The sequence below is a fragment of the Methylocystis sp. genome (genome assembly GCF_051061225.1).
GTDB lineage: Bacteria > Pseudomonadota > Alphaproteobacteria > Rhizobiales > Beijerinckiaceae > Methylocystis.
Window position 1 is genome coordinate 32,881 of sequence record NZ_JBPFEB010000028.1, and the last position, 22,658, is coordinate 55,538.

The 22,658-nt window shown below is 66.4% G+C and carries 22 protein-coding genes; 11 read left to right on the plus strand and 11 right to left on the minus strand.

The window, feature by feature from the left end; translation table 11 throughout:
- Positions 1–182: 182 nt before the first annotated feature.
- The 3 genes from argJ to ACR652_RS05830 all read right to left on the minus strand — a co-directional run bounded on the left by argJ (position 183) and on the right by ACR652_RS05830 (position 5,473).
- Positions 183–1,430, minus strand: a complete 1,248-nt coding sequence (argJ, locus tag ACR652_RS05820) for a bifunctional glutamate N-acetyltransferase/amino-acid acetyltransferase ArgJ (RefSeq protein ID WP_434505578.1) — start codon at positions 1,428–1,430, stop codon at positions 183–185.
- 108 nt (positions 1,431–1,538) lie between these two features.
- Positions 1,539–2,402: a peptidylprolyl isomerase gene (locus tag ACR652_RS05825; RefSeq protein ID WP_434505579.1), complete on the minus strand. Its 864-nt coding sequence runs from the start codon at positions 2,400–2,402 to the stop codon at positions 1,539–1,541.
- An 89-nt stretch (positions 2,403–2,491) separates the two neighbouring features.
- On the minus strand, positions 2,492–5,473 hold the full coding sequence (locus ACR652_RS05830) for a bifunctional [glutamine synthetase] adenylyltransferase/[glutamine synthetase]-adenylyl-L-tyrosine phosphorylase (RefSeq protein ID WP_434505580.1): 2,982 nt from the start codon (positions 5,471–5,473) through the stop codon (positions 2,492–2,494).
- 171 nt (positions 5,474–5,644) lie between these two features.
- On the opposite strand from ACR652_RS05830, the gene ACR652_RS05835 reads away from it, so the two are divergent.
- Both ACR652_RS05835 and ACR652_RS05840 read left to right on the plus strand, forming a co-directional pair.
- Complete coding sequence (locus ACR652_RS05835; protein WP_434505581.1) at positions 5,645–6,493, plus strand: ATP-binding protein; 849 nt, start codon at positions 5,645–5,647, stop codon at positions 6,491–6,493.
- Positions 6,494–6,505: 12 nt separating this feature from the next.
- Positions 6,506–6,817: a hypothetical protein gene (locus ACR652_RS05840; RefSeq protein WP_434505582.1), complete on the plus strand. Its 312-nt coding sequence runs from the start codon at positions 6,506–6,508 to the stop codon at positions 6,815–6,817.
- Between the two features lie 186 nt (positions 6,818–7,003).
- On the opposite strand, the gene ACR652_RS05845 is transcribed toward ACR652_RS05840, so the two are convergent.
- A complete protein-coding gene (locus tag ACR652_RS05845) occupies positions 7,004–7,462 on the minus strand; it encodes a cupin domain-containing protein (RefSeq protein WP_434505583.1) in 459 nt (152 codons plus the stop codon).
- A 154-nt stretch (positions 7,463–7,616) separates the two neighbouring features.
- On the opposite strand from ACR652_RS05845, the gene ACR652_RS05850 reads away from it, so the two are divergent.
- The 5 genes from ACR652_RS05850 (at position 7,617) to ACR652_RS05870 (ending at position 11,789) form a co-directional block, all read left to right on the plus strand.
- A complete protein-coding gene (locus tag ACR652_RS05850) occupies positions 7,617–8,492 on the plus strand; it encodes a chorismate mutase (RefSeq protein WP_434505584.1) in 876 nt (291 codons plus the stop codon).
- Between the two features lie 5 nt (positions 8,493–8,497).
- Positions 8,498–9,610 carry a histidinol-phosphate transaminase gene (gene hisC / locus ACR652_RS05855; protein ID WP_434505585.1) on the plus strand — a complete coding sequence of 371 codons (1,113 nt, stop codon included), beginning with the start codon at positions 8,498–8,500 and terminating at the stop codon, positions 9,608–9,610.
- A complete protein-coding gene (locus ACR652_RS05860) occupies positions 9,603–10,523 on the plus strand; it encodes a prephenate/arogenate dehydrogenase family protein (protein ID WP_434505586.1) in 921 nt (306 codons plus the stop codon). Before hisC ends, ACR652_RS05860 begins: the two co-directional genes overlap by 8 nt.
- A 91-nt stretch (positions 10,524–10,614) precedes the next feature.
- Complete coding sequence (locus ACR652_RS05865; protein WP_434505587.1) at positions 10,615–11,226, plus strand: response regulator transcription factor; 612 nt, start codon at positions 10,615–10,617, stop codon at positions 11,224–11,226.
- 161 nt (positions 11,227–11,387) lie between these two features.
- Positions 11,388–11,789: a hypothetical protein gene (locus ACR652_RS05870; protein WP_434505588.1), complete on the plus strand. Its 402-nt coding sequence runs from the start codon at positions 11,388–11,390 to the stop codon at positions 11,787–11,789.
- 6 nt (positions 11,790–11,795) lie between these two features.
- On the opposite strand, the gene ACR652_RS05875 is transcribed toward ACR652_RS05870, so the two are convergent.
- The 4 genes from ACR652_RS05875 to sseA form a co-directional block, all read right to left on the minus strand.
- Entirely contained in the window at positions 11,796–12,113 is a 318-nt protein-coding gene (locus ACR652_RS05875) for a polyhydroxyalkanoic acid system family protein (protein WP_434505589.1), read from the minus strand.
- A gap of 316 nt (positions 12,114–12,429) precedes the next feature.
- Positions 12,430–13,839, minus strand: coding sequence for a type I glutamate--ammonia ligase (gene glnA / locus ACR652_RS05880; protein ID WP_434505590.1), 1,410 nt, complete (start codon positions 13,837–13,839; stop codon positions 12,430–12,432).
- A gap of 104 nt (positions 13,840–13,943) precedes the next feature.
- A complete protein-coding gene (locus ACR652_RS05885) occupies positions 13,944–14,282 on the minus strand; it encodes a P-II family nitrogen regulator (RefSeq protein ID WP_016921979.1) in 339 nt (112 codons plus the stop codon).
- Between the two features lie 186 nt (positions 14,283–14,468).
- Entirely contained in the window at positions 14,469–15,329 is an 861-nt protein-coding gene (gene sseA, locus ACR652_RS05890; RefSeq protein ID WP_434505591.1) for a 3-mercaptopyruvate sulfurtransferase, read from the minus strand.
- A 158-nt stretch (positions 15,330–15,487) separates the two neighbouring features.
- Between sseA and ACR652_RS05895 the strand changes: the two genes are divergently transcribed.
- Positions 15,488–15,904: a hypothetical protein gene (locus ACR652_RS05895; RefSeq protein ID WP_434505592.1), complete on the plus strand. Its 417-nt coding sequence runs from the start codon at positions 15,488–15,490 to the stop codon at positions 15,902–15,904.
- A 47-nt stretch (positions 15,905–15,951) separates the two neighbouring features.
- Positions 15,952–16,767, plus strand: a complete 816-nt coding sequence (locus tag ACR652_RS05900) for a DUF3108 domain-containing protein (protein WP_434505593.1) — start codon at positions 15,952–15,954, stop codon at positions 16,765–16,767.
- A 75-nt stretch (positions 16,768–16,842) separates the two neighbouring features.
- Here ACR652_RS05900 and ACR652_RS05905 read toward each other — a convergent pair whose 3' ends face one another.
- Complete coding sequence (locus ACR652_RS05905) at positions 16,843–17,241, minus strand: DUF1190 domain-containing protein (RefSeq protein ID WP_434505594.1); 399 nt, start codon at positions 17,239–17,241, stop codon at positions 16,843–16,845.
- A 791-nt stretch (positions 17,242–18,032) separates the two neighbouring features.
- On the opposite strand from ACR652_RS05905, the gene ACR652_RS05910 reads away from it, so the two are divergent.
- Positions 18,033–18,845 carry a LuxR C-terminal-related transcriptional regulator gene (locus ACR652_RS05910; protein WP_434505595.1) on the plus strand — a complete coding sequence of 271 codons (813 nt, stop codon included), beginning with the start codon at positions 18,033–18,035 and terminating at the stop codon, positions 18,843–18,845.
- Positions 18,846–18,929: 84 nt separating this feature from the next.
- Here ACR652_RS05910 and ACR652_RS05915 read toward each other — a convergent pair whose 3' ends face one another.
- Positions 18,930–19,724 (minus strand): YdcF family protein, encoded by a 795-nt coding sequence (locus tag ACR652_RS05915; RefSeq protein WP_434505596.1) that lies wholly within the window; start codon positions 19,722–19,724, stop codon positions 18,930–18,932.
- Between the two features lie 128 nt (positions 19,725–19,852).
- Positions 19,853–21,532, minus strand: coding sequence for an electron transfer flavoprotein-ubiquinone oxidoreductase (locus ACR652_RS05920; protein WP_434505597.1), 1,680 nt, complete (start codon positions 21,530–21,532; stop codon positions 19,853–19,855).
- Between the two features lie 132 nt (positions 21,533–21,664).
- On the opposite strand from ACR652_RS05920, the gene ACR652_RS05925 reads away from it, so the two are divergent.
- Entirely contained in the window at positions 21,665–22,645 is a 981-nt protein-coding gene (locus ACR652_RS05925) for an HlyD family secretion protein (RefSeq protein ID WP_434505598.1), read from the plus strand.
- Positions 22,646–22,658 lie beyond the last annotated feature (13 nt).

Consider the following 22,658-nt stretch of genomic DNA (forward strand, 5'->3'; position numbering starts at 1 on the left):
GTCGGGTGGGGATCAGCAGCAACAGCGCCGGAGCGGCGAGACCCCCACCCGGCGGTCTTCGACCGCCGGCCTCCCCGCGAGGGGGAGGTATGGGGCTCGCCGGCCAGCTACCCTCTTCCCGCGCAAGCCGAGCGGCGAGGGAGCGAAACGAACGTCGGGCGTGATCTCCGGGGTTCGCGCGGTCAGCTCCGGTAATCGCCGTTGATCGCGACATATTCTTTCGTCAGGTCGCAGGTCCACACGGTCGCGGACCCCGAGCCGACGCCGATGTCGACATTGATGACGATCTCCTGCCGCTGCATGATCCGCGACGCTTCCTGCTCGTCGTAAGCGGGATCGCGCAGGCCCTTGTGCGCGACGCGCACGCCGCCGAACCAGATGGCGAGCTTGTCGCGTTCGGCGCGCTCGCCCGATTTGCCCACCGCCATGACCACGCGGCCCCAATTGGCGTCCTCGCCCGCGATCGCGGTCTTGACCAGCGGTGAATTGGCGATGGAGAGCGCGATGCGCTTTGCGGCTTTGGCGCTTTCCGCGCCCGTCACCGTCACTTCGACGAATTTGCGCGCGCCTTCGCCGTCCTTCACCACCTGATGGGCGAGGTCGAGCAGCACCTCGTCGAGCGCCCGCTTGAAGGCGGCGAGGCGCCGATCGCTGGCCTTCTCGATCTTGGGCGCCCCCCGCTTCTTCGCAGCGCCGGTGGCGAAGAGAAGCAGCGTGTCGGAGGTCGAGGTGTCGCTGTCGACGGTAATCGAATTGAACGACCCCTGCACGGACTTGGAAAGCATGGCCTGAAGGGCCTCGGCCGCGATGGGGGCGTCGGTGAAGACGAAGGAGAGCATGGTCGCCATGTCGGGGGCGATCATGCCGGCGCCCTTGGCCATGCCGCTGATCGTCACCTCCACGTCGCCGATCTTCGCCGTGCGGGTCGCGAGCTTGGGGAAGGTGTCCGTCGTCATGATGGCTTTGGCTGCGTCGAGCCAGGCGTCGGGCCGCGCCTGTTTCGCGAGCTTGTCCAGCACGCCGTCGAATTTCTTCGCGTCGAGGGGTTCGCCGATGACGCCGGTGGAGGCGATGAAAATCTGCCGCTCGCTGGCGCCGGTGGCGGCGGCGGCGATCTTGGCGGACAGCTTGACGGCGTCGGCGCCGGCCTTGCCGGTAAAGGCGTTGGCGTTGCCGGAGTTGACCAGAAGCGCCCTGGCCTTGCCGCCCTTCAGCTTCGCGCGGCACCAGTCGACAGGGGCCGACGGACATTTGGATTTGGTGAAGACGCCCGCGACCGCCGCGCCCTCGTCCAGGATGGCCAGCATTACGTCCGTGCGCCCGGCGTAGCGGACGCCAGCGGCGCCGGCGGCGAAGCGCACGCCGTCGAGCGGGGGGACGTCTGGCGTCGTCTTGGGCGCCAGCGGCGAGAGGGGAGCGTCGTGAGCCATCGAATCACCGGTGCAAGAGGGAGGATTGCGCCGGGTGTGGCGTCGCCGTGCGGCGACGTCAAGATCAATGTCGAGGGGCGCGCCCGCGTCGCCGCGGGCGCGCGCTCGTTACTTCTTGGCGGCGGGCGCGGCCGGAGCCTTGGCGTCCTTGGCGGCGTCGGCCGGCTGGTCGGTGCGCTCGATCTTGGCGCCCTCGCGCAGCTTCATGACGAGGTCGCTCTGGGCCTTCTGCACGACATAGCGCTCGACCTGCTCGCGGATCTGATCCAGCGGCGGGAAGGTCTTCGGGCGCGTCTCGTCGAGCTTGATGACGTGCCAGCCGAACTGGCTCTTCACCGGCTCGGAGAGTTCGCCCGGCTTCATCTTGGCGACCGCGTCGCCGAATTCCGGCACCATGCGGTCCTTGGTGAACCAGCCGAGATCGCCGCCCTTGGAGCCCGGGTCCTTGGAGAGTTCGGCCGCGACCTTGCCGAAGTCCTCGCCGCTCTTGAGACGGGCGAGCGCCTTCTTGGCGTCGTCCTCGTTGGCGACGAGGATGTGGTGGGCGTGATATTCGGTCTCGGGCTTCTGGGCCTTCGCGGCCTCGTCATAGGTCGCCTTGATCGCCGCGTCGGTGGCGGCCTGTTTGGCGACGTCGCCGAGCAGGGTCTCCATCAGCGCCTTGTCGCGCAGATAGGCGAGCTTCTTGGCGAAGTCCGGCGTTTCGGCGAGCTTGTCAGCCTGCGCCTTCTGCACGACGAGCTGCTCGTCGATCAGAAAATCAAGCAGATAGCTGTCGCGGGCCTTGCCCTCGAGCTGACGCGGAATGCCGGGGCCAAGGTCTTCGAGAGCGATCTTGAGATCGTCGTCGGTAATTTCGACGCCATTGACCTTGGCGAGAACCTTCGCCTGCGCGGGCTGAACGGCGGCCGCCAGGAGGGCGACGCCGATCGCGCCCAGCGCGACGCGGGCAAACTTGCGGGCGTTAGACATGACTTGCTCCAAATAATGAGGCGAGAGCCCCGGAAAAGCCGGCCGCCACGGCGGGCGCGCAAGGATCCTGCGTGACGCGTTGGCCGTATCTATGCCGGGGGCGCCTTGTCTGACAACTCCCCGTTTCCGATTTTCGCCCCGGCAACCGGGCCCACGATCGCGGAAAACGCCTCTCGCACCGTTTTTTCGGTCTCGGCCAGCAGCGCCTCCAGATGCGACAGATCGGGGGAGTCGCCGATCCGCAGCAGCAGGTCGGTCAGACCACGCGGCGAGTCGGCCGGGCGGAACACGCCATCGACGGCGAGGCGGAGAATCTGCGTCAGACCCTGATAAAGGCTGGAAGCCGCTTCGAGCGTCTCGGCCGCGCCGGCGTCGAGAAGGCCCGCGTCGCGCAGGTTCCGCAGGGCGAGCGGGGTCGTCGGCGAGAAAATCTCCGGATGCGCCGCCCCGTGCAGCAGCATCAGATATTGCGCGATGAATTCGATGTCGATCAGCCCGCCCGGCGCCTGTTTGACCTCCCAGGGATTATCCGAGCCCTTGGCCTCCTCGAGGCGCCTGCGCATGGAGAGGACGTCGTCCCTCAGCTTGCCCGCGTCGCAGGGCGCGACGAGCGCCTCGCGGATTGTCGTCTCCACGCGGCCCGCGAAACCGGCCGGTCCCGCGATCACGCGGGCGCGGGTGAGCGCCATGTGCTCCCATGTCCAGGCTTCTTCCGCCTGGTAATGAACGAAGGACGCGAGGCTCACGGCGATCGGCCCCTTGTTGCCCGAGGGCCGCAGGCGGAAGTCGGTTTCGTAGAGCAGGCCCTCGGCCGTGGGCGCCGACAGCGCGGTGATGAGGCGTTGCGTCAGCCGCGCGTAATATTGCGGCGTATAGAGCGCGCGCGCGCCGCCAACGGATTCGGCCAGCGGGTCGCCATCGTAGAGCAGCATGAGATCGAGGTCCGAGGCGGCGGTCATTTCGCGGCCGCCGAGCTTGCCCATGGCGACCACCGCCGCCGCGCCGTCCTCGATGCGGCCATGCGCCTTTTCGAATTCCTTGCAGACCTCCGCGAAGAGGCCATGGATGAGCGCTTCCGCGAGACGCGTATAGGCGGCGCCGGCTTCCGCCACCGAGACCGAGCCGGTCAGCACGCGCACGCCGATGAGGAATTTCTGCTCCTGGCCGAAGATGCGGGCGCGATCGAGCGCGTCCTCATAGGAACGCGCCTCCGTAAATTGCAGCGCGAGGCGCTCGCGCAGATCGGCCTCCGTCGGCACAGTCTGAAAAAAGGCCGGCTCCATCAGCGCGTCGAGCACGCGCGGCCGCCTCGAAATCGTGGCCGAGAGCTTCGGCGCCGATCCTGTGATCGCGGCGATGAGATGGAGCAGGCGCGGCTGCGAGGCGAGGAGCGAGAACAGTTGCACGCCTGCCGGCAGCTTCTGAATCAGCTTGTCGAAGGCGAGAAAAGCCTGATCCGCGTTTTCCGTCGCCGCGAGCGCTTCGAGCAGGATGGGGGTCAGCTCGGTGAGACGTTCGCGCGCCACCGTCGAGCGCGTCGCGGCGTAGCGGCCGAAGTGCCAGCCGCGAATGGTCGCGGTCACCATCCTCGGGTCGGCGTAGCCCATTCCGGAAAGCGTCTCGATCGTGCCCGGATCGTCGTCGTCGCCGGTAAAGACCAGATTGCCCTCCGTCGAGGACAATTCGGGCGCGCTCTCGAAGAGCCGCGCATAATGGCCCTGCACGACGTCGAGACGTTTCAGCAGCGCCTCGGCGAAGGCCTCGTAGCCGGCAAACCCCATCATCCGCGCGATGTTCTCGACGCCTTCCCGCGTGTCGGGCAGCGTGTGCTTCTGCTCGTCGGCGACCATCTGGATGCGATGTTCCACGTCGCGCAGGAACAGATAGGCCTCGCGAAGATCGTCGCGCGCCTGCGGCTCCACCCAGCCGCTGTCGACGAGCTGATCGAGCATCGGCAGAGTGGCGCGGCCGCGCAGCCGCTTGTCACGTCCGCCGGTGATGAGCTGCTGCGTTTGCGTGAAGAATTCGATTTCGCGAATGCCGCCGCGGCCCAGTTTGATGTTGTGGCCGATGACGGCGATCTTGCCATGGCCCTTGTGCGCGTGAATTTGCCGCTTGATCGAATGCACGTCCGCGATGGCGGCGAAGTCGAAATATTTGCGCCAGACGAAGGGCGCGAGTTCTTTCAGAAATTCCTCGCCCGCGTAGAGATCGCCAGCGACCGGCCGCGCCTTGATATAGGCGGCGCGCTCCCAGTTCTGACCCATGCTCTCGTAATAGGAGAGGGCGGCTTCCAGCGGAATGGCGATGGGCGTCGCGCCGGGATCGGGCCGCAGCCGCAGATCGGTGCGGAACACATAGCCCTCCGGCGTGCGGTCGCTCATGATCTTCACGATGCGCTTGGTCAGCTTCACGAAGAGATCGACGTCTTCCAGCGGATCGGCGACGTGGGCGCGGGCGCGGTCGAAGAAGACGATGAGATCGATGTCGGAGGAATAATTCAGCTCATAGGCGCCGCCCTTGCCCATGCCGAGGAAGATCCATCCCGAGCCGCGTTCGGGATCGCGCGGGTCGGCGAGCTCCAGCTTGCCGGAAAGATGCGCCTGTCGCAGCGTGAAGCGGATGGCGGCGGAGAGCGTCGCGTCGGCGATGCGGGTGAGGGCCTCCGTGGCCTGAAGCGTTTCCCAGGCCTTGGAGAGGTCCGCGACGGCGATGATCAGCGCCGCCTCCTGCTTGATCAGGCGCAGGCGGCGCATGATCTCGGCTTCGTCGTCGGTCTCCAGCGCGCGCGCCTCCTCGATCAGCGCGTCGACGCGGGTCTTGGGATCGGCCGCGAGCGCGGCGGCGAGGCGGGCGGGGCCGCGCGCGGCGAGATCGGTCAGATAGGGCGAGGAGCCGAAGACGCCGGAGAGAAGATCGCGCGCCTTCGGATGCGTCGCGAGGACGGCCGCGAGCGCGCCGTCGGCGTCCTTTTCGAGCACGCGGTCGAGGCCCTTCTGGGCGCGCTCGGCGTCGAAGGGGGTGATGATGATCTTTGCCCGTCCGATGAGGGCGTCAGCATCCAGCGTCAAAGGCGTTTCCTCAACCAGGCGCCGACCGGCCACGCCCCCTCTCCCCGCAGGCGGGAAGAGGGGGCGTGGCGCGGCGCCGCGCAGCGGGCCGTCTGATGCGGCCTTTGTGACAGGGTATAATCCGGCTATGCCGTAAAATCAGCCTCAATGGTCAGGGAACGCGCAAGGCTCATGTCGACGAACGAAATCGCCGCCCACCTCTCCCGCATCGCCGAGGCGCTGGAGCGCCTCGCGCCGCCGCCGCCCGAAAAGCCGGATTTTTCCAGCGCCGACGCCTTCGTCTGGAGGGCGGCCGGGTCGACCTTTCACCCGGTCGGGAAGATCAACCGCGTGGATCTCGCCCTGCTGGAGGGGATCAGTCTCCAGCGCGACATTCTCTTTTCCAACACCGAGCGCTTCGCTCGGGGGCTTCCCGCCAACAATGCGCTGCTGTGGGGCGCGCGCGGCATGGGAAAATCCTCTCTCGTCAAGGCCGTGCATGGGGCGCTGGCGGGCGCCGGGCGGTTGAAGCTCGTCGAAATCCATCGCGAGGACATCGAGGCGCTGCCCGATCTTCTCGGCGCGCTGGCGGGGGCTCCCTTCCAGTTCATCGTCTTTTGCGACGATCTCTCCTTCGACGGTCCCGAGACAAGCTACAAGGCGCTGAAGACGGCGCTGGAAGGCGGCGTGGAGGGGCGGCCGGCCAATGTGCTCTTCTACGCCACCTCGAACCGGCGGCATCTGATGCCGCGCGACATGGTGGAAAACGAAAGCGCCCACGCCATCCACGGCAAGGAGGCGGTCGAGGAGAAGGTCTCGCTCTCCGACCGTTTCGGCCTGTGGATCGGTTTCCACACTTGCAGCCAGGATGATTATCTCGCCATGGTCTCCGGCTATGTCCGCCATTTCGGCCTCGACGCCCCGCCGGACGAGATCCGGGCGCAGGCGCTGGAATGGGCCATGACGCGCGGCGCGCGCTCGGGCCGGGTCGCCTGGCAATTCGTCACCGACCTCGCCGGGCGGCTGGGCAAGACCCTGTAGGGAGCAGGCGGCATGTGGCGGCTTTGGGTGGCGGCGGGCGCTCTGGCGCTGATGGCATTGTGGTTTTTCCTGCCGTGGGGCGGCGAGGAGACGGCCGTCCGCATCGCGCGCCGGGCGGGGCTGGACCTCGTCGAAGCGTGCAACAAGGCCGCCGAGGCGGCCGGGGCGCCCGAGCGCTTCTCCGCCGCCGACGTGCTGCCGGCCCGGCTGGCGGAAGGGCAGGGGGGCGTCGTCGCGATGGTGTCCGCCCTGGAAGCGCGACGCGACGGGCTCACATGCCGCTGGGACGGCGTCGAGCCGGCGGCGCTGGCGCGGCGCAGATAGAGGCCGCCAGCCCCCTCCCCAACCCTCCCCCGCCATAGGGCGTCTTTGGAGACGCCCGTCCAACAGACGGGCTATGGCGGGAGAGGGGTGGATTCGGGCCTTCATCCAGAAAGCTGTTCGTGAGCGTCCCCTCTCCCGCGAAGCGGGGGAGGGACAGGGAGGGGGCCTCGCCGCCGGCGCGAACCGCTACGGATGCTCATGATGATGCTCGTCTTCGGACGGCGCTGGAATGATCGAGCCCTTGCCATCGGGGATCGACGCCGGCAGCAGTTCGAAATTCAGCAACACGACCGGGCCCGCGCCGACGTTGCTCGATTCGTGGGTCGTCGCGCCGGTCTCGGTGAAGCAATCGCCGGCCTTGTAGATGGTCGCCGTGCCGTTGATCTCATATTTCATTTCACCGGACTGGATGCAGCGCAGGCCCGGGCCGAGATGGTGATGGGCGTGCATGTAGCCGCCGGGGTCCATGGTCACTTCCGTGACGCGCAGGCGGTATTTGCCGTTGAGCTCCGAGAGATGGCCGAGGTCCGAAAGCTCGGCTTTGATATTGCCGTGAAAACCCTTGAGATCGACCCCATCGGCGCGGGCGGCGGGCGCGGCGACGAGACAGAGCAGGGCGAGGCCCGCGACGAATTTGGACTGCATGTCTTCACCTCCAGTTTTGCGGCCAGCTTAAAGAGCCTGTCCGGGGCCGCAAGCGACCTTGTCACCTGGAAGCTCGAGCGGGGGAGCGGACAAGAGGCGACGGGCGCGCGGCGCCCTCTTCACTCTCGCCGTCCGCTGGCCTAAGAGAAACGCCATGCGCGACACGCCCCAGCCGACATCCGCCACCGACATGCTTGCCGAATTGCGCGGCGAGATCGACCGCATCGATCTCGAGATGCATCGGCTGCTGATGGCGCGCGGCGAAATCATCGACAGGCTGATCGAGGTGAAGCGCGCCCAGGGGGGCGGCTGCGCCTTCCGGCCGGATCGCGAGGCGCAGATGATGCGCGCGCTGGTCGAGCGTCATCGCGGGCTTCTGCCGGTGGACGCGGTCGAAGGCGTCTGGCGGGTGATCGTCTCGACCTTCACTTACGTGCAGGCCAATTACGCCGTCCACGCCGACGACTCGGGCGGCGACGCGCAGATGCGCGACAGTGCCCGTTTCCACTTCGGCTTCACCGTTCCCTACATTCCGCACCATAGCGCGGGCGCGGTGATCGACGCCGTGTCGGCCTCCAGGGGCGACCTCGGCATGTTGCGCGCCACCGGCCCGCTGGAAGGCGCCTGGTGGACGCGGCTCGTGGGCGAGAACACGCCCAAGATCATCGCCCGGCTGCCCTTCGTCGAACGGCCCGACCATCCGGCTGGCCTGCCGGTCCTGATCGTCGCCCGCCCGGCGGCGGACGCGGCCTCGCGCGACATTCTGCTTTACGCGATCGCCGTCGCCCGCTGGTTGCATGCGATCCCGGCGGTTGTTTCGGCGCTGGAGGGCGAGATCCTCGCCAGCGCCCCGCATGGCGGCGGCCTGTCGCTGATGGTCGCCGCGCCCGGCCGCGTCGAGGCGGCGCGTTTCGCGGCGGAGCTGGCGGCGGCGGGCGTCGCCGACGCCGTCGTGGAGCCGATCGGCAGCCACGCCATCCGTTATGAACTCAATGAGGCGCGCAGCGGCGTCTTCGCGCCAAGGAGCTGATGATCATGCCGCGTCCCATCCCCCGGCCCAGCGTGCTGGAGATCGACGCCTATGTGCCCGGCAAGGCGGGCGCGCCCGGCGCCGGCCGCGTCTTCAAGCTTTCGGCCAATGAAACGCCGCTCGGCCCCTCGCCGCGCGCCGTCCAGGCCTTGCGCGACATGGCGCATGAGATCGCCCTCTATCCGGAAGGCTCCTCCCTGAAGCTGCGCGAGACCATCGGCGCCGTTCACGGGCTCGATCCGGCCCGCGTCATCATGGGCGCGGGGTCCGACAATATTCTGGAATTGCTGGCGCTCGCCTATATCGGCCCCGGCGACGAGGGCCTCTACACGCAATATGGCTTCCTCGAATACAAGATCGTGACCCTCGCCGCCGGCGGCGTTCCCGTCGTCGCGCCGGAGACGCAGTACACGGCCGACGTCGACGCGATCCTCGCCCGCGTGACCGAGCGGACGAAAGTGGTTTTCCTGGCCAATCCGAACAATCCAACCGGCAGCTATCTGCCGAAGGGCGAGATCGAGCGGCTGGCGAACAGCCTGCCGCCGCAGACGCTCCTCGTGCTCGACGCGGCTTACGCCGAATATGTCACGCGGGAGGATTACGAGTCCGGCCTCGCCCTGGCCAAGACCCGCGACAATGTCGTGATGACGCGCACCTTCTCGAAGATCTACGGTCTCGCCGGCCTGCGCCTCGGCTGGGGTTATGGCCCCCAGCATGTGATCGACGCGCTGAACCGCATTCGCTCGCCGTTCAATGTCTCTACCGCCGCCAGCGCGGCGGGCCTCGCGGCCGTGCAGGATGCGGCGCACCTCGCGGCGGCGATCGCGCATAATGAAAAATGGCTGCCCTGGCTGACGCAGGAAATTGGCGCGTTGGGGCTCGAAGTGCTGCCGAGCGTCGCCAATTTCGTCGCGATCCGCTTCCCCACGCAACCCGGCCGCACGGCGGCCGACGCCGATCGTTACCTGACGTCGCGCGGCCTCGTGCTGCGCGCCATCGGCGCCTATGGCATGGGCGAGTTCCTGCGCCTGACCATCGGCGTGCAGGAGGCCAATGAGGCGGTGGTCGCCGCGCTGGCCGATTTCATGGAGGACAGGAAAGCGGCCGCCAATGGCTGAGCCGGTTTTCGACCGGGTCGCGCTGGTCGGCGCCGGCCTGATCGGCTCCTCCCTCGCCCGCGCGGCGCGGGACTATGCCGCCGCCCGCGCCGTCTCCATCCTCGACGCCTCGCCGCAGGTCATGGCGCGGGTGCGCGACCTCGGCATCGCCGACGAGGCGAGCGGCGATCCCGCTAGCGCGCTGGCGGGGGCCGATCTCGTGATCATCTGCACGCCGGTCGGCGTCTGCGGGCAGGTCGCGGGCGAGCTTGCGCCGCATCTCGCGCGGGGCGCCATCTTGTCCGACGTCGGCTCGGTGAAGGGGGCGGTGGTCTCGCAAGTGGCGCCGCATGTGCCGCACGGCGTCCATTTCATCCCCGCCCATCCGATCGCCGGGACGGAGTTCTCCGGGCCGGACGCGGGATTCGCGACTCTGTTCCAGAACCGCTGGTGCATCCTCACGCCGCCCGGCGACGCCGATCCCGCCGCCGTCGCCCGCCTTGCCGCATTCTGGACCCGCATCGGCGCGCGGGTCGAGGCCATGAGCCCCGAGCACCATGACCGGGTGCTCGCGCTGACGAGCCATCTGCCGCATCTGATCGCTTACAACATCGTCGGCACGGCCGACGACTTCGGCGAGGATACGCGTTCGGAAGTCGTCAAATTCTCGGCGTCCGGCTTTCGCGATTTCACCCGCATCGCCGCCTCCGATCCGACCATGTGGCGCGACATCTTCCTGAGCAACCGCGAGGCGGTGCTGGAGATGCTGGGGCGCTTCAACGAGGATCTGAGCGTGCTTCAGCGCATGATCCGTCGCGGCGACGGGCAGGGGCTCTTCGATTTCTTCACCCGCACCCGCGCCATCCGCCGCTCCATCGTCGAACAGGGGCAGGATACGGCTGCGCCGGACTTCGGTCGCCGCAAATCTGAATAACAATTGTTAAGGCTGCGTCAAAATAACCTTCAACTGAAACGGGAGCATATGGTAGAAGGATAGACATTCATGGCTACCTTCAAGGTGTCCAATGCGGATTGTCTACCTCATCGCCGGGCAGGGCGAGCGGGACGCGATCGCTGCGCCGCTTTCTGTCGTCGATTACAAAATTGAGCATTTTCAGGACGTTCAGTCCTTTCTTGCCAGGCCGGCGCTCGACCCGGCGGCCTGCCTTCTCGTCGATCTTGAATCCGTCGACGACGGCGTAATGGCGCGGCTGCGGGCCCTTCGCGAGCCGCTGCCGATCATCCTGCTGTCGTCTCACGCCAATGTGCCGCTGGCCGTGAAAGCAATGAAGGAGGGCGCCGCGGATGTCCTGCAAAAGCCGGCGCCTCCCGAGCGGCTTCTCGGCGCGGTTTCCGCCGCGCTCGAGGAGAGCCGTGCGCGCGTCGAGCGCGCCCAGCGCCAGAAGGATGTGCTTGCCCGCTTTCGGTCGCTGAGCGCGCGGGAACGGGATGTCGTGGACGCGGTTCTGGACGGCCACGGCAATCGCGAGGTTGCGTCGCAACTCGGCATCAAGCTGCGTACGGTGGAAATCCACCGCTCCCACGCAATGACCAAGCTGGGCGCGCGCACGCTTGCCGATCTCGTCCGCATCCGTCTCGACGTCGACGGCGCCACGGCGCGGCTGAGCGCCGAATAGGATATGGCGAGCCCTTAGGTATATTCCCCGAATTGAGGGACCGGGCACTGTTCATTAGCATTTCCGCCGGATTGGCGCGCGGTTTCACCTGCGCGCCAAAGCGGGGCGCAATGACGGAATTTGGCAGATTTGGAATTTCATTGGTCGCGGACACGCTTGCCTTGACCGCCGCCGTCACCCCACGACACCGAAGCCTTCTGGCCTCTTACCGCATGACCGGGCGCCGCGGACCGGACGCCGCGCGCGACCGCATTCTTGAGGATATGCGTCAGTTCATCGACCTTGGCGCGCTGGACCGGGCCACGGATCTCATGATCGTGCTGGCGCTGTATCTGAGGGAGACGAGCCGGCGCGACCGGCGGCTGGCTCTGGCGACGACCCGCCAGCGCGACGCGATCAGTCTGCAGCGCTGGCGCGGATCGGGCCAGAATGGCCATGCCCCGCAAAAAGGCCGGGGCCTTCCGGCCATGGGCGCTGCGCCGTCCGAGCCCGCAGGCGCTGCGCGCGACCCCCTCCCATCCGTCGCGGATGGCGACAGTGGCGATGGCGATCCGCCGAGCTGACGCAGGTCAGGATTTTCCGATTTTCAGCACGTCGCTCGCATTATGGGCGATGAAGGTCTGCACCTTGCCGGCAATGGCCGCGAGCAGCCAGGGCAATTGCACCTCGATCCGCACCATGTCCGGCAACACGGTCATCGTCGCCGTGGCCTGCTGGCCGACAGCGGTGACGCGGACGGTGGCGACATCCCCCGCCCAGCTCACCTCGGAATGGGCGATCTTGTCCACATAATCATGCCGCAGCTTCTCCAGCCGCTCCGCGAGGCGCTTCTTGGCGGTCTCGACTCCGAGGTCGTGTGGCACGGTGATGGTGATCGTATTGGCCATGGGCGCCTCTTTCGCTCGCCTTGATGTAGGCGCCGCCGGGCGCGAAGGAAAGCTCCCGGCGCCTGGTCCGAACGCCCCGGAACGCGCGGCGGGTGGGGTAGAAGCCCTATCCATGCCGTAGCGGCCTGAACACCACGCGGCGGCCTCTGGCCGCCGATCTCCCCGTAAAGGGGGCAGAAGCGGCTCGCGCCCACGGACGCCGATTGTGGGACGCCGCCTCTCCAAAAAAAATCCGGAGACCGGCTTTTGCCGAGCTCCGGACGCGTGTCGGTCAGGTTGGGCGCAGAGGCGTGAAGCCGTCGCGCCCCCGCTGATCTCAGTAGGAATAGTACAGATCGAACTCGACCGGGTGAGGCGTCATCTCGTAGCGCATCAGCTCGGTGTATTTCAGGTCGATCCAAGACTGGATGAAGTCCGCGGTGAACACGCCGCCGTCGAGCAGATAGGCGTGGTCGGCCTTCAGCGCGTCGAGCGCCTCGCGGAGCGAACCGCAGACCGTCGGGATCGCCTTCAGCTCTTCCGGCGGCAGGTCGTAGAGGTCCTTGTCGGCCGGCGCGCCCGGATCGATCTTGTTCTTGATGCCGTCGAGGCCGGCCATCAGCATGGCGGCGAAGGCCAGATAGGGGTTCGCCGTCGGATCGGGGAAGCGAACCTCGATGCGCTTCGCCTTCGGGCTGTTCACGAAGGGGATGCGGCAGGAGGCCGAGCGGTTGCGCGACGAATAGGCGAGCAGCACCGGCGCCTCATAGCCCGGGACCAGACGCTTGTAGGAGTTGGTCGACGGGTTGGTGAAGGCGTTCAGCGACTTGGCGTGCTTGATGATGCCGCCGATGTACCACAGGCACTCCTGCGAGAGGCCGGCGTATTTGTCGCCCGCGAAGACCGGCTTGCCTTCGTTCCAGATCGACTGGTGAACGTGCATGCCCGAGCCGTTGTCGCCGAAGACCGGCTTCGGCATGAAGGTCGCGGACTTGCCGTAGGAATGCGCGACCTGATGGATCGCATATTTGTAGATCTGGAGATGATCGGCGACGCGAACGAGCGTGTCGAACTTCAGACCGAGTTCGTGCTGCGCGGACGCCACTTCGTGGTGGTGCTTCTCGACCTTGACGCCCATGGCCGCCATGGCGGCAAGCATCTCGGAGCGCATGTCCTGGGCCGAGTCGACCGGCGGGACCGGGAAGTAGCCGCCCTTGGTGCGGACGCGGTGGCCGAGGTTGCCGCCCTCATAGGCGGTGTCGGAGTTGGACGGCAGTTCCGACGAGTCGAGCTGGAAGCCCGTGTTGTAGGGGTCGGCGGAGAAGCGGACGTCGTCGAAGACGAAGAATTCGGCTTCCGGGCCGAAATAGGCGACGTCGCCGACGCCGAGCGTCTTGATGTGCGCCATCGCCTTCTTGGCGATCGAGCGCGGGTCGCGCGGATAGGGCTGGCCGGTGGTGGGCTCCACGACGTCGCAGACGATGACCATTGTCGCGGCGGCGAAGAACGGGTCCATGGTGACCGTCTCGAGGTCCGGAATCAGCAGCATGTCGGACTCGTTGATCGCCTTCCAGCCGGCAATCGAGGAGCCGTCGAAGGCGATGCCTTCCGTCAGCGCGTCTTCATCGACGATCGAGACGTCGAAAGTGACGTGCTGCCACTTGCCGCGCGGATCGGTGAAGCGGAAATCGACGTATTTCACGTCGTTGTCCTTGATCTGCTTAATTACGTCCTTGGCCGTTGTCATGTCCGTTCTTGCCTCTTCCTTGTCGTTGATTACGCGCGTTTGAGACGCCTGTGGGCGGCGGAACAATTTTTCCAGGAAGCTCATTGGATGGGGCCCGCGAATGGCTAAATCGCGTCCGCGCCGGTTTCCCCGGTGCGGATTCGAATTGCGCCTTCGATGTTCGAAACAAAAATCTTGCCATCCCCGATGCGGCCGGTCTGCGCGGCCGTGCGGATGGCCTCCACCGCACGATCGACCGCCTCGTCCGCGAGAACGATTTCGATTTTCACTTTCGGCAGGAAATCCACGACATATTCGGCGCCCCGATACAGCTCGGTGTGCCCTTTCTGGCGGCCGAAGCCCTTCGCCTCGGTGACGGTGATGCCCTGCAGTCCCGCCGCCTGCAAAGCTTCCTTCACCTCATCGAGTTTGAAGGGCTTGATGATCGCCTCGACCTTTTTCATCGCTTATCCCCGCTGCGTCCAAGCCCCGCCGCACCCGCGCTTCGCCGTTAGCCGACGCCGCCGAGCTTCTACCATTTGAGCGAATTCCGCGCCATGGCCAAACGTTTGGCGCCGCATCCCCGTGGTTTGCTTGCATTCACGGAGATTTGTCTAAATTTTAGGCTATATGCGCATAAATTTTAGGCATCATGACGCGTAGGCGACAATCGGCAGATCGGCGCGGCCGCCCCATTGCGTCCAGGAGCCATCATAGACGGCCGCCGGCGCGCGACCCGAGGCGGCGAGGGCGAGGCTGAGGATGCAGGCGGTCATGCCGGAGCCGCAGCTTGCGATGACGGCCTTGTCGGGGTCCAGTCCCGCCGCGGCGAAAGCGGCGTCCAGCCCGGCCTTCCCTTTCATCCGGCCCCCCTCGATGACATTGGGGAAGGGCAGGTTGTAGGCGCCCGGCATATGCCCGGCGCGCAGGCCCACGCGCGGCTCCGGCGCGAGGCCCATGAAGCGTTCGGCGGAGCGGGCGTCGACGACCTGCGCGGCGCCGCTCAGCAATGCCTCATTCACCTGCGCGAGGTCGGCGACCAGCGTGGCGTCGAAGCGGGGCGTGAAGTCCCTTGGCTCCCGGACGACCTCGCCCGTTTGCAGCGGACGCCCCTCGAATTTCCAGGCGGGCAGACCGCCGGCGAGGATGGAGACGCGGTCGACGCCGAACACATGCAGCGTCCACCACAGGCGCGGCGCGGAGAAGAGACCCACGCTGTCATAGACGACCGCATGCATGCCGTCGCCGAAGCCGAGTCGGCGCATCTCGGCGGCGAAAGCCTCGGGCGAGGGGAGCATGTGCGGCAAGCCCGTCGAATGATCGGCCACGCCGTCGATGTCGAAGAACACGGCCCCCTGGATGTGGCCGGCGAGATATTCCGCCCGCGCGTCGCGCCCGGTCGCCGGCATGTGCCAGGAGGCGTCGAGGACGAGCAGGTCGGGCGCGTCCAGATGATCCGCCAGCCATTGGGGTGAAACGAAGAGGGTCGAAGGATCGATCGTGCGCGACATGGTCCAAGCTCTCATGCGCGCCCGCTCGGGAGCGGCGCGCGGGCCGGCAAGCCGGATGCGATTGCCGGATCTGGTTTGTTTGTAAGCGCTGCTTGCATCCCGCGCCGTCGCGGCGAGAATACGCTGATTCGATTCTCACTGTCTCGCGGCCCCGTCACATGCTCGAAATCCCCGGCAAAGCCTGCGGGCCCTGCTTCTTCTGCTGCAAGGTTCTCGAAATCGAGGAGCTGAAAAAGACGGCCGGAAAGCTGTGCCCGCATTGCGTGGGAGCGGGCGGTTGCGGGGTCTATGGGTCACGGCCGCAGGTGTGCCGCGACTATTACTGCCAGTGGAAGGAAGATCGCGGCCTTCCCGCGACGATGCGGCCGGACAAGGTCGGAACGCTGCTCATGGACGACCCCGACAGCGACGAGTACCATGCCGTTTGCGACCCGGAAAAGCCCTTTTCCTGGCGCAATCCGCTCGTATTCAGACATTTGGTGGCGGAGGCGAAAGCCGGCCGGATGGTGGTCGCGAAAGCCGGGCTGCGCTCCTGGCGCATTTATGCGGACGGACACTGGCAGGAGTCGGCGTGAGGCAACCATCCATGGCGCGCGGCCAAGCCCCAGCAACGGCGTTGTACATGAGCAAGACCAGAAAGCTCGGTTCCCTCGCGATCGCCTCGTTGCTCCCCTGCCTTGCCGGCAGGGCGGAGGCGGAGACGCTCAAGGCGCATTACGCGCTGAGCCTCATGGGCATTTCCATTGGCAGCGCCTACGCCTCGGGCGTCGTCGATCGCACTTACCGCATCGACATCTCGATGCGCACGACGGGCCTCGCCAATCTCGTCAACAACACCAAGGGCGCGGCCACCGCGAGCGGCGGCCTCTCGGTCGCCGGGCCGTCGCCGTCCGCCTATGCGAACACGACCTCCAACGAGGAAGAGGTGCGCACCGTCCGCATGTCGCTGGCGAGCAACGCGGTGCGCAATGTGGAGGTCAAGCCGGAGCCATGGGACGCCGAGATGCGCGTTCCGGTGCTGGAGCCCAACAAGAAGCGCGTCGTTGATCCCGTCAGCGCCTTGATCATGAGCGTGCCGCAGGGGCAGGAGTTGACCGGGCCGGCCGCCTGCAACCGCACCATTTCGGTTTTCGACGGGGTGACGCGCTTCGATATCGCCCTCTCCTTTGCCGGCGAGCACACGGCGAACACGCCGGGCTATTCCGGCCCGGTCGCCATCTGCTCGGCGCGCTACACGCCGATCGCCGGCCATCGGCCGGACAGCAAATCAACCCGTTACATGGCGGAAAATCGCGACATGAACGTCTGGCTCGCGCCGCTGCCCGAGGCGCGCGTCGTCGTGCCGATCCATATCGACGTCAAGACCGGCGCCGGCGACCTCGTCATCGAGGCGTCCGACTTCCAGATCGGCGCCAAACGCGCGGACTCCCGCCGCTGATCGCGGGCGGGGCGCGCCGCCTTCCGGTTTCGCTGTGTGGCGTGGCAGGCGTGTCGCGCTCTTGATGGGCCTCGATCAGTCGATGCGCACTTCCCTTGTCTTTTTGCGGTTGCGGCGGTCCGCCTCATATTCGAGGTAGCGGATCTCCCTGGGTTCGCCGTCGGCGCGGAGGCAGAAGGCTGGCCGTGGCGAAAAGCCGCCGGCCGGAGTCTCGAAACAGTCCGTGAAGCGCAGCTCGCACTGGAACAGTGTTTCGGTTTTCGGCGCGGCCCGAGCCGCGACGGCCCGAGCCTTCTCGACAGCCTGTTTGCACAGGTTGGAGTCCAGTCCCCAAGCCTGGCAGTCGGCGACGCTGGCCATGTATTTTCCATCCTCGCCGCAGACCGGCACGGTGCGCCGCGCGTAGAAGAGGGCGCCCGCCGCGCCCGCCACCACGATGAAGATTATAAAGTATTTTAATGGGGTTTTGCCCATGTCCGCTCTCTTTTCCGATGCCGGGGACATTAGGCGCGGCGCCTCCCGCGCGGCAAGCGCAATCTCCGCCAAAGCCAAAGCGTCCGCGACATTCCGCCGCCGCCTGGGACCGTGAGGTCGCTTGACAAGGATCAGCGACTACAATAGTTCGTTTACGCACCGCATTTCGGAACCGCAGATGCAAAACTGTGGTGGCATATGGCTCACCGGGCGCGGACAGGGCCAGACAGATATGCGCCCACCCTTTCGAGGTGTCGCGTAAAAAAACGCGATGGGAACATGTCCGCGATGCGATCCTAAAACGCAAGTCTGCTTATCCGTTCGCTTGGGCGGATCAGATGGAAGCATGTCGGCTAATAGTTAGAACCGACAGAAAGTGTGACAGAAGGAGGAGATTATGGGCGCTATTCTCGAACTGACCAGCTACGCCTCGACCCCGGTCGGCATGATCGCGATCATCGTTATTGGCGCGGCTGCTTATTTCGCTGCTCGTTGGGTCTTCACCGACTAATCGGCGTCATCGCTCGATCTCAAGGCGCGGCGCGTCGGCTCATGCCGATGCGGCGCGCCTAATTTTTTTTCGGCCCTTTTCACGCTTGTTTCCATCGTCCCCCGAAGAGGGCTTGCGCCCGGACGCCCGCCTTGTATTCTAGCCGCGACGCCAACTCGAACGGGTAGGTGTTCGCCGGCGCAAAAGAGAACGAAACCCGCCCGCAAAAAAGGCGTGGCTGGCTCATTGGGTGGTGTTGAGGTTCGCGTGAGGGGATGTCCCCGCGGGCCCGGAGGGAAGAATGGGGCCTACCTCTTCGATCAGGGCTGTGGAGGGCCAGGCGGACCTGGAGCGGACGAGCCGGGCCGACACGGACCCGCCGCGCGCAAGGCCCCGTCCGGACAATGACGACGGCGCCGGCTCTGTCGCCGCCGCCCGCATCGACGTCGCCATCGCCGACAAGAGTCCGCTGATCCTCGCGGGGCTGGACAAGCTCCTCTCCGACGACAAGCGTTTCAATCTGGTGCTGAAGGTGACGGACGGCGAGGAATTCCTGGAAGCCGCCCGCCAGCAGAAATTCGCCATCGCCGTCATCGGCTGGCAATTGCCGACGCTGCATGCGCGGGATGTGCTGCGCGCGCTGTCGCGTCAGGTGTCGGCTCCCAAGATCGTGGTGTACAGCGGCACCAATGATCCGGCCGCCCCTGCCGAGACGCTGCAACTCGGCGGCGCCGGCTTTGTCTCCAAGCGGGCGCCGCCAGAGCGTCTGCTCGACGTTCTCGCGGCGGTCGCCGCAGGAGACATGGTGTTCCCCTTCGTCGATATCCGCAAGATGCGCAGCGATCCGCTCGAGAACCTGACCCTGCGGGAGCGCAGCCTGTTGTCGGCGCTGGGGTCTGGCCACACCAACAGCCAGCTCGCCAAGGATTTCGGCGTCTCGATCAATACGATCAAGTTCCATCTGCGCAACCTGTTCGAGAAGCTCGAAGTGCGCAACCGCGCGCAGGCCATCGCGCTGTTTCTGGAAATGAAGCACGGCGCCTGGCCGGGCAGCGGAGGCGGCCGCAGCATGGAGCCGTCGACGACGACCAGAGGTCGGCGGCGTTCGGAATAGGGCGGCGCGCGCTTCGGGGGTCGCTTTGCCGCCCATCTCTTCTCTCCCTGCGCATGGGGAGAGAAGGATTGGCGGCGCCGGTCGCTACGGCGCCGGAAACAGCGCGTCGGTCTTGCCGGTCAGCCAATAGGCGGCGAGACCGAGCCACTCATGCGCCGCCAATTCCGCGAGTTCGAGATTGCCGAGGGCGTTGGGGCGCATGCTCCAGCCGCGCAGCCCTCCCGTCATGCGATAATCCACCGGATAGGCGACGACCGGAAAACCGGCCTTGCGGAAGATTCCCATGGCGCGGGGCATATGGAAGGCCGAGGTCACCAGCAGCCAGCGTTCGCCGGGAGCGGGCGCCAGGCGCTCCCGGGTGAAAACAGCATTTTCATAAGTATTGCGCGAGCGGTCCTCGTAGAGGGCGCCGGTCTGGTCCATCCCCAGCTCGGTCCAGAAGGTGCGCACATGTTCGGCTTCCGTATGCGCTGAACCGCGCAGGGACGCCGAGCCGCCGGTGAAGACGATACGCGCATGCGGGTAGAGGCGCCGCAGTCGCAGCGGCTCGGTCAGCCGCTCCGCCGCGTCATTGAGCGCCGCCTGCCCATTGCGCGCACTCGCCTCCTCATCGATCGCGCCGCCCAGCACGATGACTCCGTCCGGGGCCGGCGCCTCGGCGGGCAGCTGAGGAAAACGCGTCTCCAGGGGCAGGGCGAGCAGCATGGGGAGGGGCGTAAAGCCGAGCAGCAGCAGGAAAAGAACCGCGCCGCGGACGAGCGCCCAACCGGCTTTGCGCCAGCGCGTGACGGACAGGGCGACGCCGAGCCCGGCGACGAACAGCGCGAGATTGGTGGGCGCGGCGAAGAAGCCGAAAATTTTGGAGAGGACGAAAAACATCGCGGCTCACGGGCGCCATGGCGTCTGGCCGCCGGCGGCGGCAATGGCCGGGGTGGAGGCGAGCGCCCGCCGCATCTCCCAAGAAGAGGGGCGGGCGCTGGCCTCCATCAGCATCGGTCGGAAGGGCCTCACATGTTCGGATAGTTCGGTCCGCCGCCGCCTTCCGGCGGAACCCAGGTGATGTTCTGGGCGGGATCCTTGATGTCGCAGGTTTTGCAGTGGACGCAATTCTGCGCATTGATCACGAAACGCGGGTCTTTCCTGGCTTCCTCGTCGCCATAGACGACTTCATAGACGCCCGCCGGGCAATAGAGTCGGGCGGGCTCGCCATAGATCGGCAGGTTCTGCTCGATCGGGATCGACGGATCTTTCAGCCGCAGATGCACCGGCTGGTCTTCCTCGTGGTTCGTGTTCGACACGAAGACCGAGGACAGCTTGTCGAAAGCCGGCTTCTGCGTGAGCTTCTGATAGACGATCGGCGTCACTTCGGAGAGCGGCTTGAGGCAGGCGTGATCGGGCTTGCCATGCGATTGCGTGCCGAAGAAGGAGAAGCCGAACAGCGAATTGGTCCACATGTCGAGCCCGCCGAGCGCGGCGCCGATGTAGGTGCCGTATTTCGACCAGAGCGGCTTCACATTGCGCACGGGCTTCAGATCGCGGCCGATCTCCGAGTCGCGCCAGGCGGCGTCATAGGCCGTGACCTCGTCATATTCGCGGCCGTCTGCGATCGCGGCGGCGACATGTTCGGCGGCGAGCATGCCGGAGAGCACGGCGTTGTGCGACCCCTTGATGCGCGGAACATTCATGAAGCCCGCCGCACAACCGACGAGCGCGCCGCCGGGGAAGACCAGCTTCGGCACGCTCTGCCAGCCGCCTTCGGTCAGCGCGCGCGCGCCATAGCCGAGACGCTCGCCGCCTTCCAGCGTCGGCGCGATCATCGGATGGCACTTGAACCGCTGGAACTCGTCGAAGGGCGACAGCGTCGGATTCGAATAATTGAGATGCACGACGAAGCCGATCGACACGAGACCGTCCTCGAAGTGATAGAGGAAGGAGCCGCCGCCCGTGTCGGTCTGCAAGGGCCAGCCGAAAGAGTGCTGGACGAGGCCGGGCTTGTGCTTTTCCTTCGGAATGCGCCACAGCTCCTTGAAGCCGATGCCGAACTTCTGAACGTCGCTGTCCCTTGCGAGGTCATATTTCGCGAGGAGCTGCTTGGAGAGCGAGCCGCGCGCGCCTTCGGCGAACAGCGTGTATTTCCCCCGCAGCTCCATGCCGCGCGTAAAACTGTCCTTCGGCTTGCCATCGCGGTCGACGCCCATGTCGCCGGTGGCGACGCCGCGCACCTCGCCCTTGTCGCCGTAGAGAATCTCGGCGCCGGCGAAGCCCGGATAGATTTCCACGCCCAGTCCTTCGGCCTCGGCGGCGAGGAAGCGCACGACATTGGCCAGCGAGCCGATGAAGTTGCCGTGATTGTTCATCAGCTTCGGCATCAGCGCGTTGGGCAGGCGCACGCCGCCTGTTTCGTTCAGCAGATAGAACTGATCGTCGTGAACCTGCGTCTTCAGCGGCGCGTCGTCGCGCGTGCGCCAGTCGGGGATCAGGCGGTCGAGGCCGACAGGGTCGATGACGGCGCCGGAGAGAATATGGGCGCCGGGCTCGGAGCCCTTCTCGATGACGACGACGGAAAGGTCGGGCGCGACCTGTTTGAGGCGAATCGCGGCGGCGAGGCCGGCCGGGCCGGCGCCGACGATCACCACGTCATAGTCCATACCTTCGCGCTCGGGCAATTCCGTAATCTCTTCAGACATTTCTGATCCCTTTTCGGGTCCCTTTTCGTATCGCGGGCGGCGCACTGTAGCCTTTTTGCAGCCGGCGCGCCAAAAAGAGATTGCGCCGGTCGAGTCGAGCGGCGGCTCTCTCATGAGAGGAGGCGGCGAAGGATGGGACGCGTGGCCGCGCTGGCGGCGATCCTTCTCGCGCTCGGGGGCTTTTTCGCCTGGCGGACGTTCCATGAGAATGGCGCCGACGACCAGCCCTTCCTCGGCTATGTGGAGGGAGAGGTCCTCTACATCGGCCCGAATGAGGGCGAGCGGGTCGCCAGCCTCGCGGTGGCGTCGGGGTCGGTCGTCAAGCCCGGCGATCTGCTGTTCACCATGTCGACGACGCTGCTCGACCGCCAGCGGTCGGAGGCGGTGGCGCGCATCGGCCAGCTCGAGGCGCAGCTCGCCAATCTGCGCGCGGCGACGAGCCGTCCCGAACAGGTCGCCGTTTTGCAGGCGGGGCTGGAGCGCGCCGGGGCGGCGCTGAATCTTTCCAGGAACGATTATGAGCGGCAGCTCAAGCTGTATCGCTCGGGCGACGTCGCGAAGGCGACGCTGGACCGCGCCGAAATGGCGCTCAGGCGCGACGAGGCGACCGTGAAGGAGGCGCGCCGTCAGGTGGATGCAGCTCTCATCCCCGGCCGCACGCAGGAAATCAGCGCGGCGGAGGCGGCCATCCAGCAGGCGCGGGCGCAACTCGAGGGGATCGACATCCGCATCGGCCGCCAGAAGGTCCATGCGCCGGCCGCGGGCGTGGTGCAGGACATCTTCTTCCGGCCCGGTGAGGTCGTCAACGCCGGACAGCCGGTCGTGGCGCTGCTGCCGCCCGAAAACCGCAAGGTGCGGTTTTACGTGCCGGAGCCGAGGCTCTCATCGGTGAAGGTCGGCGAGAGGGTGAAGGTCGCCTGCGACGGCTGTCCCGGCGACCTGTCCGGCCGCATCTCCTATGTCTCCAGCCGGCAGGAGTTTACGCCGCCGGTCATTTTCAGCGACGTCGAGCGGACCAAGCTCGTCTTCAAGGTCGAGGCGCGGCTCGAGGGGCGGGCGCGGGAACTGCCGCTCGGCATGCCGGTTTCCGTGACGCCGCCGCAGCCGAAATGACACAGGGAGAGGG

Bases quoted from the DNA above. Each gene is read 5' to 3' on its own strand.
- argJ (WP_434505578.1), bottom strand. From the start codon at position 1,430: ATGGCTCACGACGCTCCCCTCTCGCCGCTGGCGCCCAAGACGACGCCA.
- ACR652_RS05825 (WP_434505579.1), bottom strand. From the start codon at position 2,402: ATGTCTAACGCCCGCAAGTTTGCCCGCGTCGCGCTGGGCGCGATCGGC.
- ACR652_RS05835 (WP_434505581.1), top strand. From the start codon at position 5,645: ATGTCGACGAACGAAATCGCCGCCCACCTCTCCCGCATCGCCGAGGCG.
- ACR652_RS05840 (WP_434505582.1), top strand. From the start codon at position 6,506: ATGTGGCGGCTTTGGGTGGCGGCGGGCGCTCTGGCGCTGATGGCATTG.
- ACR652_RS05845 (WP_434505583.1), bottom strand. From the start codon at position 7,462: ATGCAGTCCAAATTCGTCGCGGGCCTCGCCCTGCTCTGTCTCGTCGCC.
- ACR652_RS05850 (WP_434505584.1), top strand. From the start codon at position 7,617: ATGCGCGACACGCCCCAGCCGACATCCGCCACCGACATGCTTGCCGAA.
- hisC (WP_434505585.1), top strand. From the start codon at position 8,498: ATGCCGCGTCCCATCCCCCGGCCCAGCGTGCTGGAGATCGACGCCTAT.
- ACR652_RS05860 (WP_434505586.1), top strand. From the start codon at position 9,603: ATGGCTGAGCCGGTTTTCGACCGGGTCGCGCTGGTCGGCGCCGGCCTG.
- ACR652_RS05865 (WP_434505587.1), top strand. From the start codon at position 10,615: ATGCGGATTGTCTACCTCATCGCCGGGCAGGGCGAGCGGGACGCGATC.
- ACR652_RS05875 (WP_434505589.1), bottom strand. From the start codon at position 12,113: ATGGCCAATACGATCACCATCACCGTGCCACACGACCTCGGAGTCGAG.
- glnA (WP_434505590.1), bottom strand. From the start codon at position 13,839: ATGACAACGGCCAAGGACGTAATTAAGCAGATCAAGGACAACGACGTG.
- ACR652_RS05885 (WP_016921979.1), bottom strand. From the start codon at position 14,282: ATGAAAAAGGTCGAGGCGATCATCAAGCCCTTCAAACTCGATGAGGTG.
- sseA (WP_434505591.1), bottom strand. From the start codon at position 15,329: ATGTCGCGCACGATCGATCCTTCGACCCTCTTCGTTTCACCCCAATGG.
- ACR652_RS05895 (WP_434505592.1), top strand. From the start codon at position 15,488: ATGCTCGAAATCCCCGGCAAAGCCTGCGGGCCCTGCTTCTTCTGCTGC.
- ACR652_RS05900 (WP_434505593.1), top strand. From the start codon at position 15,952: ATGAGCAAGACCAGAAAGCTCGGTTCCCTCGCGATCGCCTCGTTGCTC.
- ACR652_RS05905 (WP_434505594.1), bottom strand. From the start codon at position 17,241: ATGGGCAAAACCCCATTAAAATACTTTATAATCTTCATCGTGGTGGCG.
- ACR652_RS05910 (WP_434505595.1), top strand. From the start codon at position 18,033: ATGGGGCCTACCTCTTCGATCAGGGCTGTGGAGGGCCAGGCGGACCTG.
- ACR652_RS05915 (WP_434505596.1), bottom strand. From the start codon at position 19,724: ATGTTTTTCGTCCTCTCCAAAATTTTCGGCTTCTTCGCCGCGCCCACC.
- ACR652_RS05920 (WP_434505597.1), bottom strand. From the start codon at position 21,532: ATGTCTGAAGAGATTACGGAATTGCCCGAGCGCGAAGGTATGGACTAT.
- ACR652_RS05925 (WP_434505598.1), top strand. From the start codon at position 21,665: ATGGGACGCGTGGCCGCGCTGGCGGCGATCCTTCTCGCGCTCGGGGGC.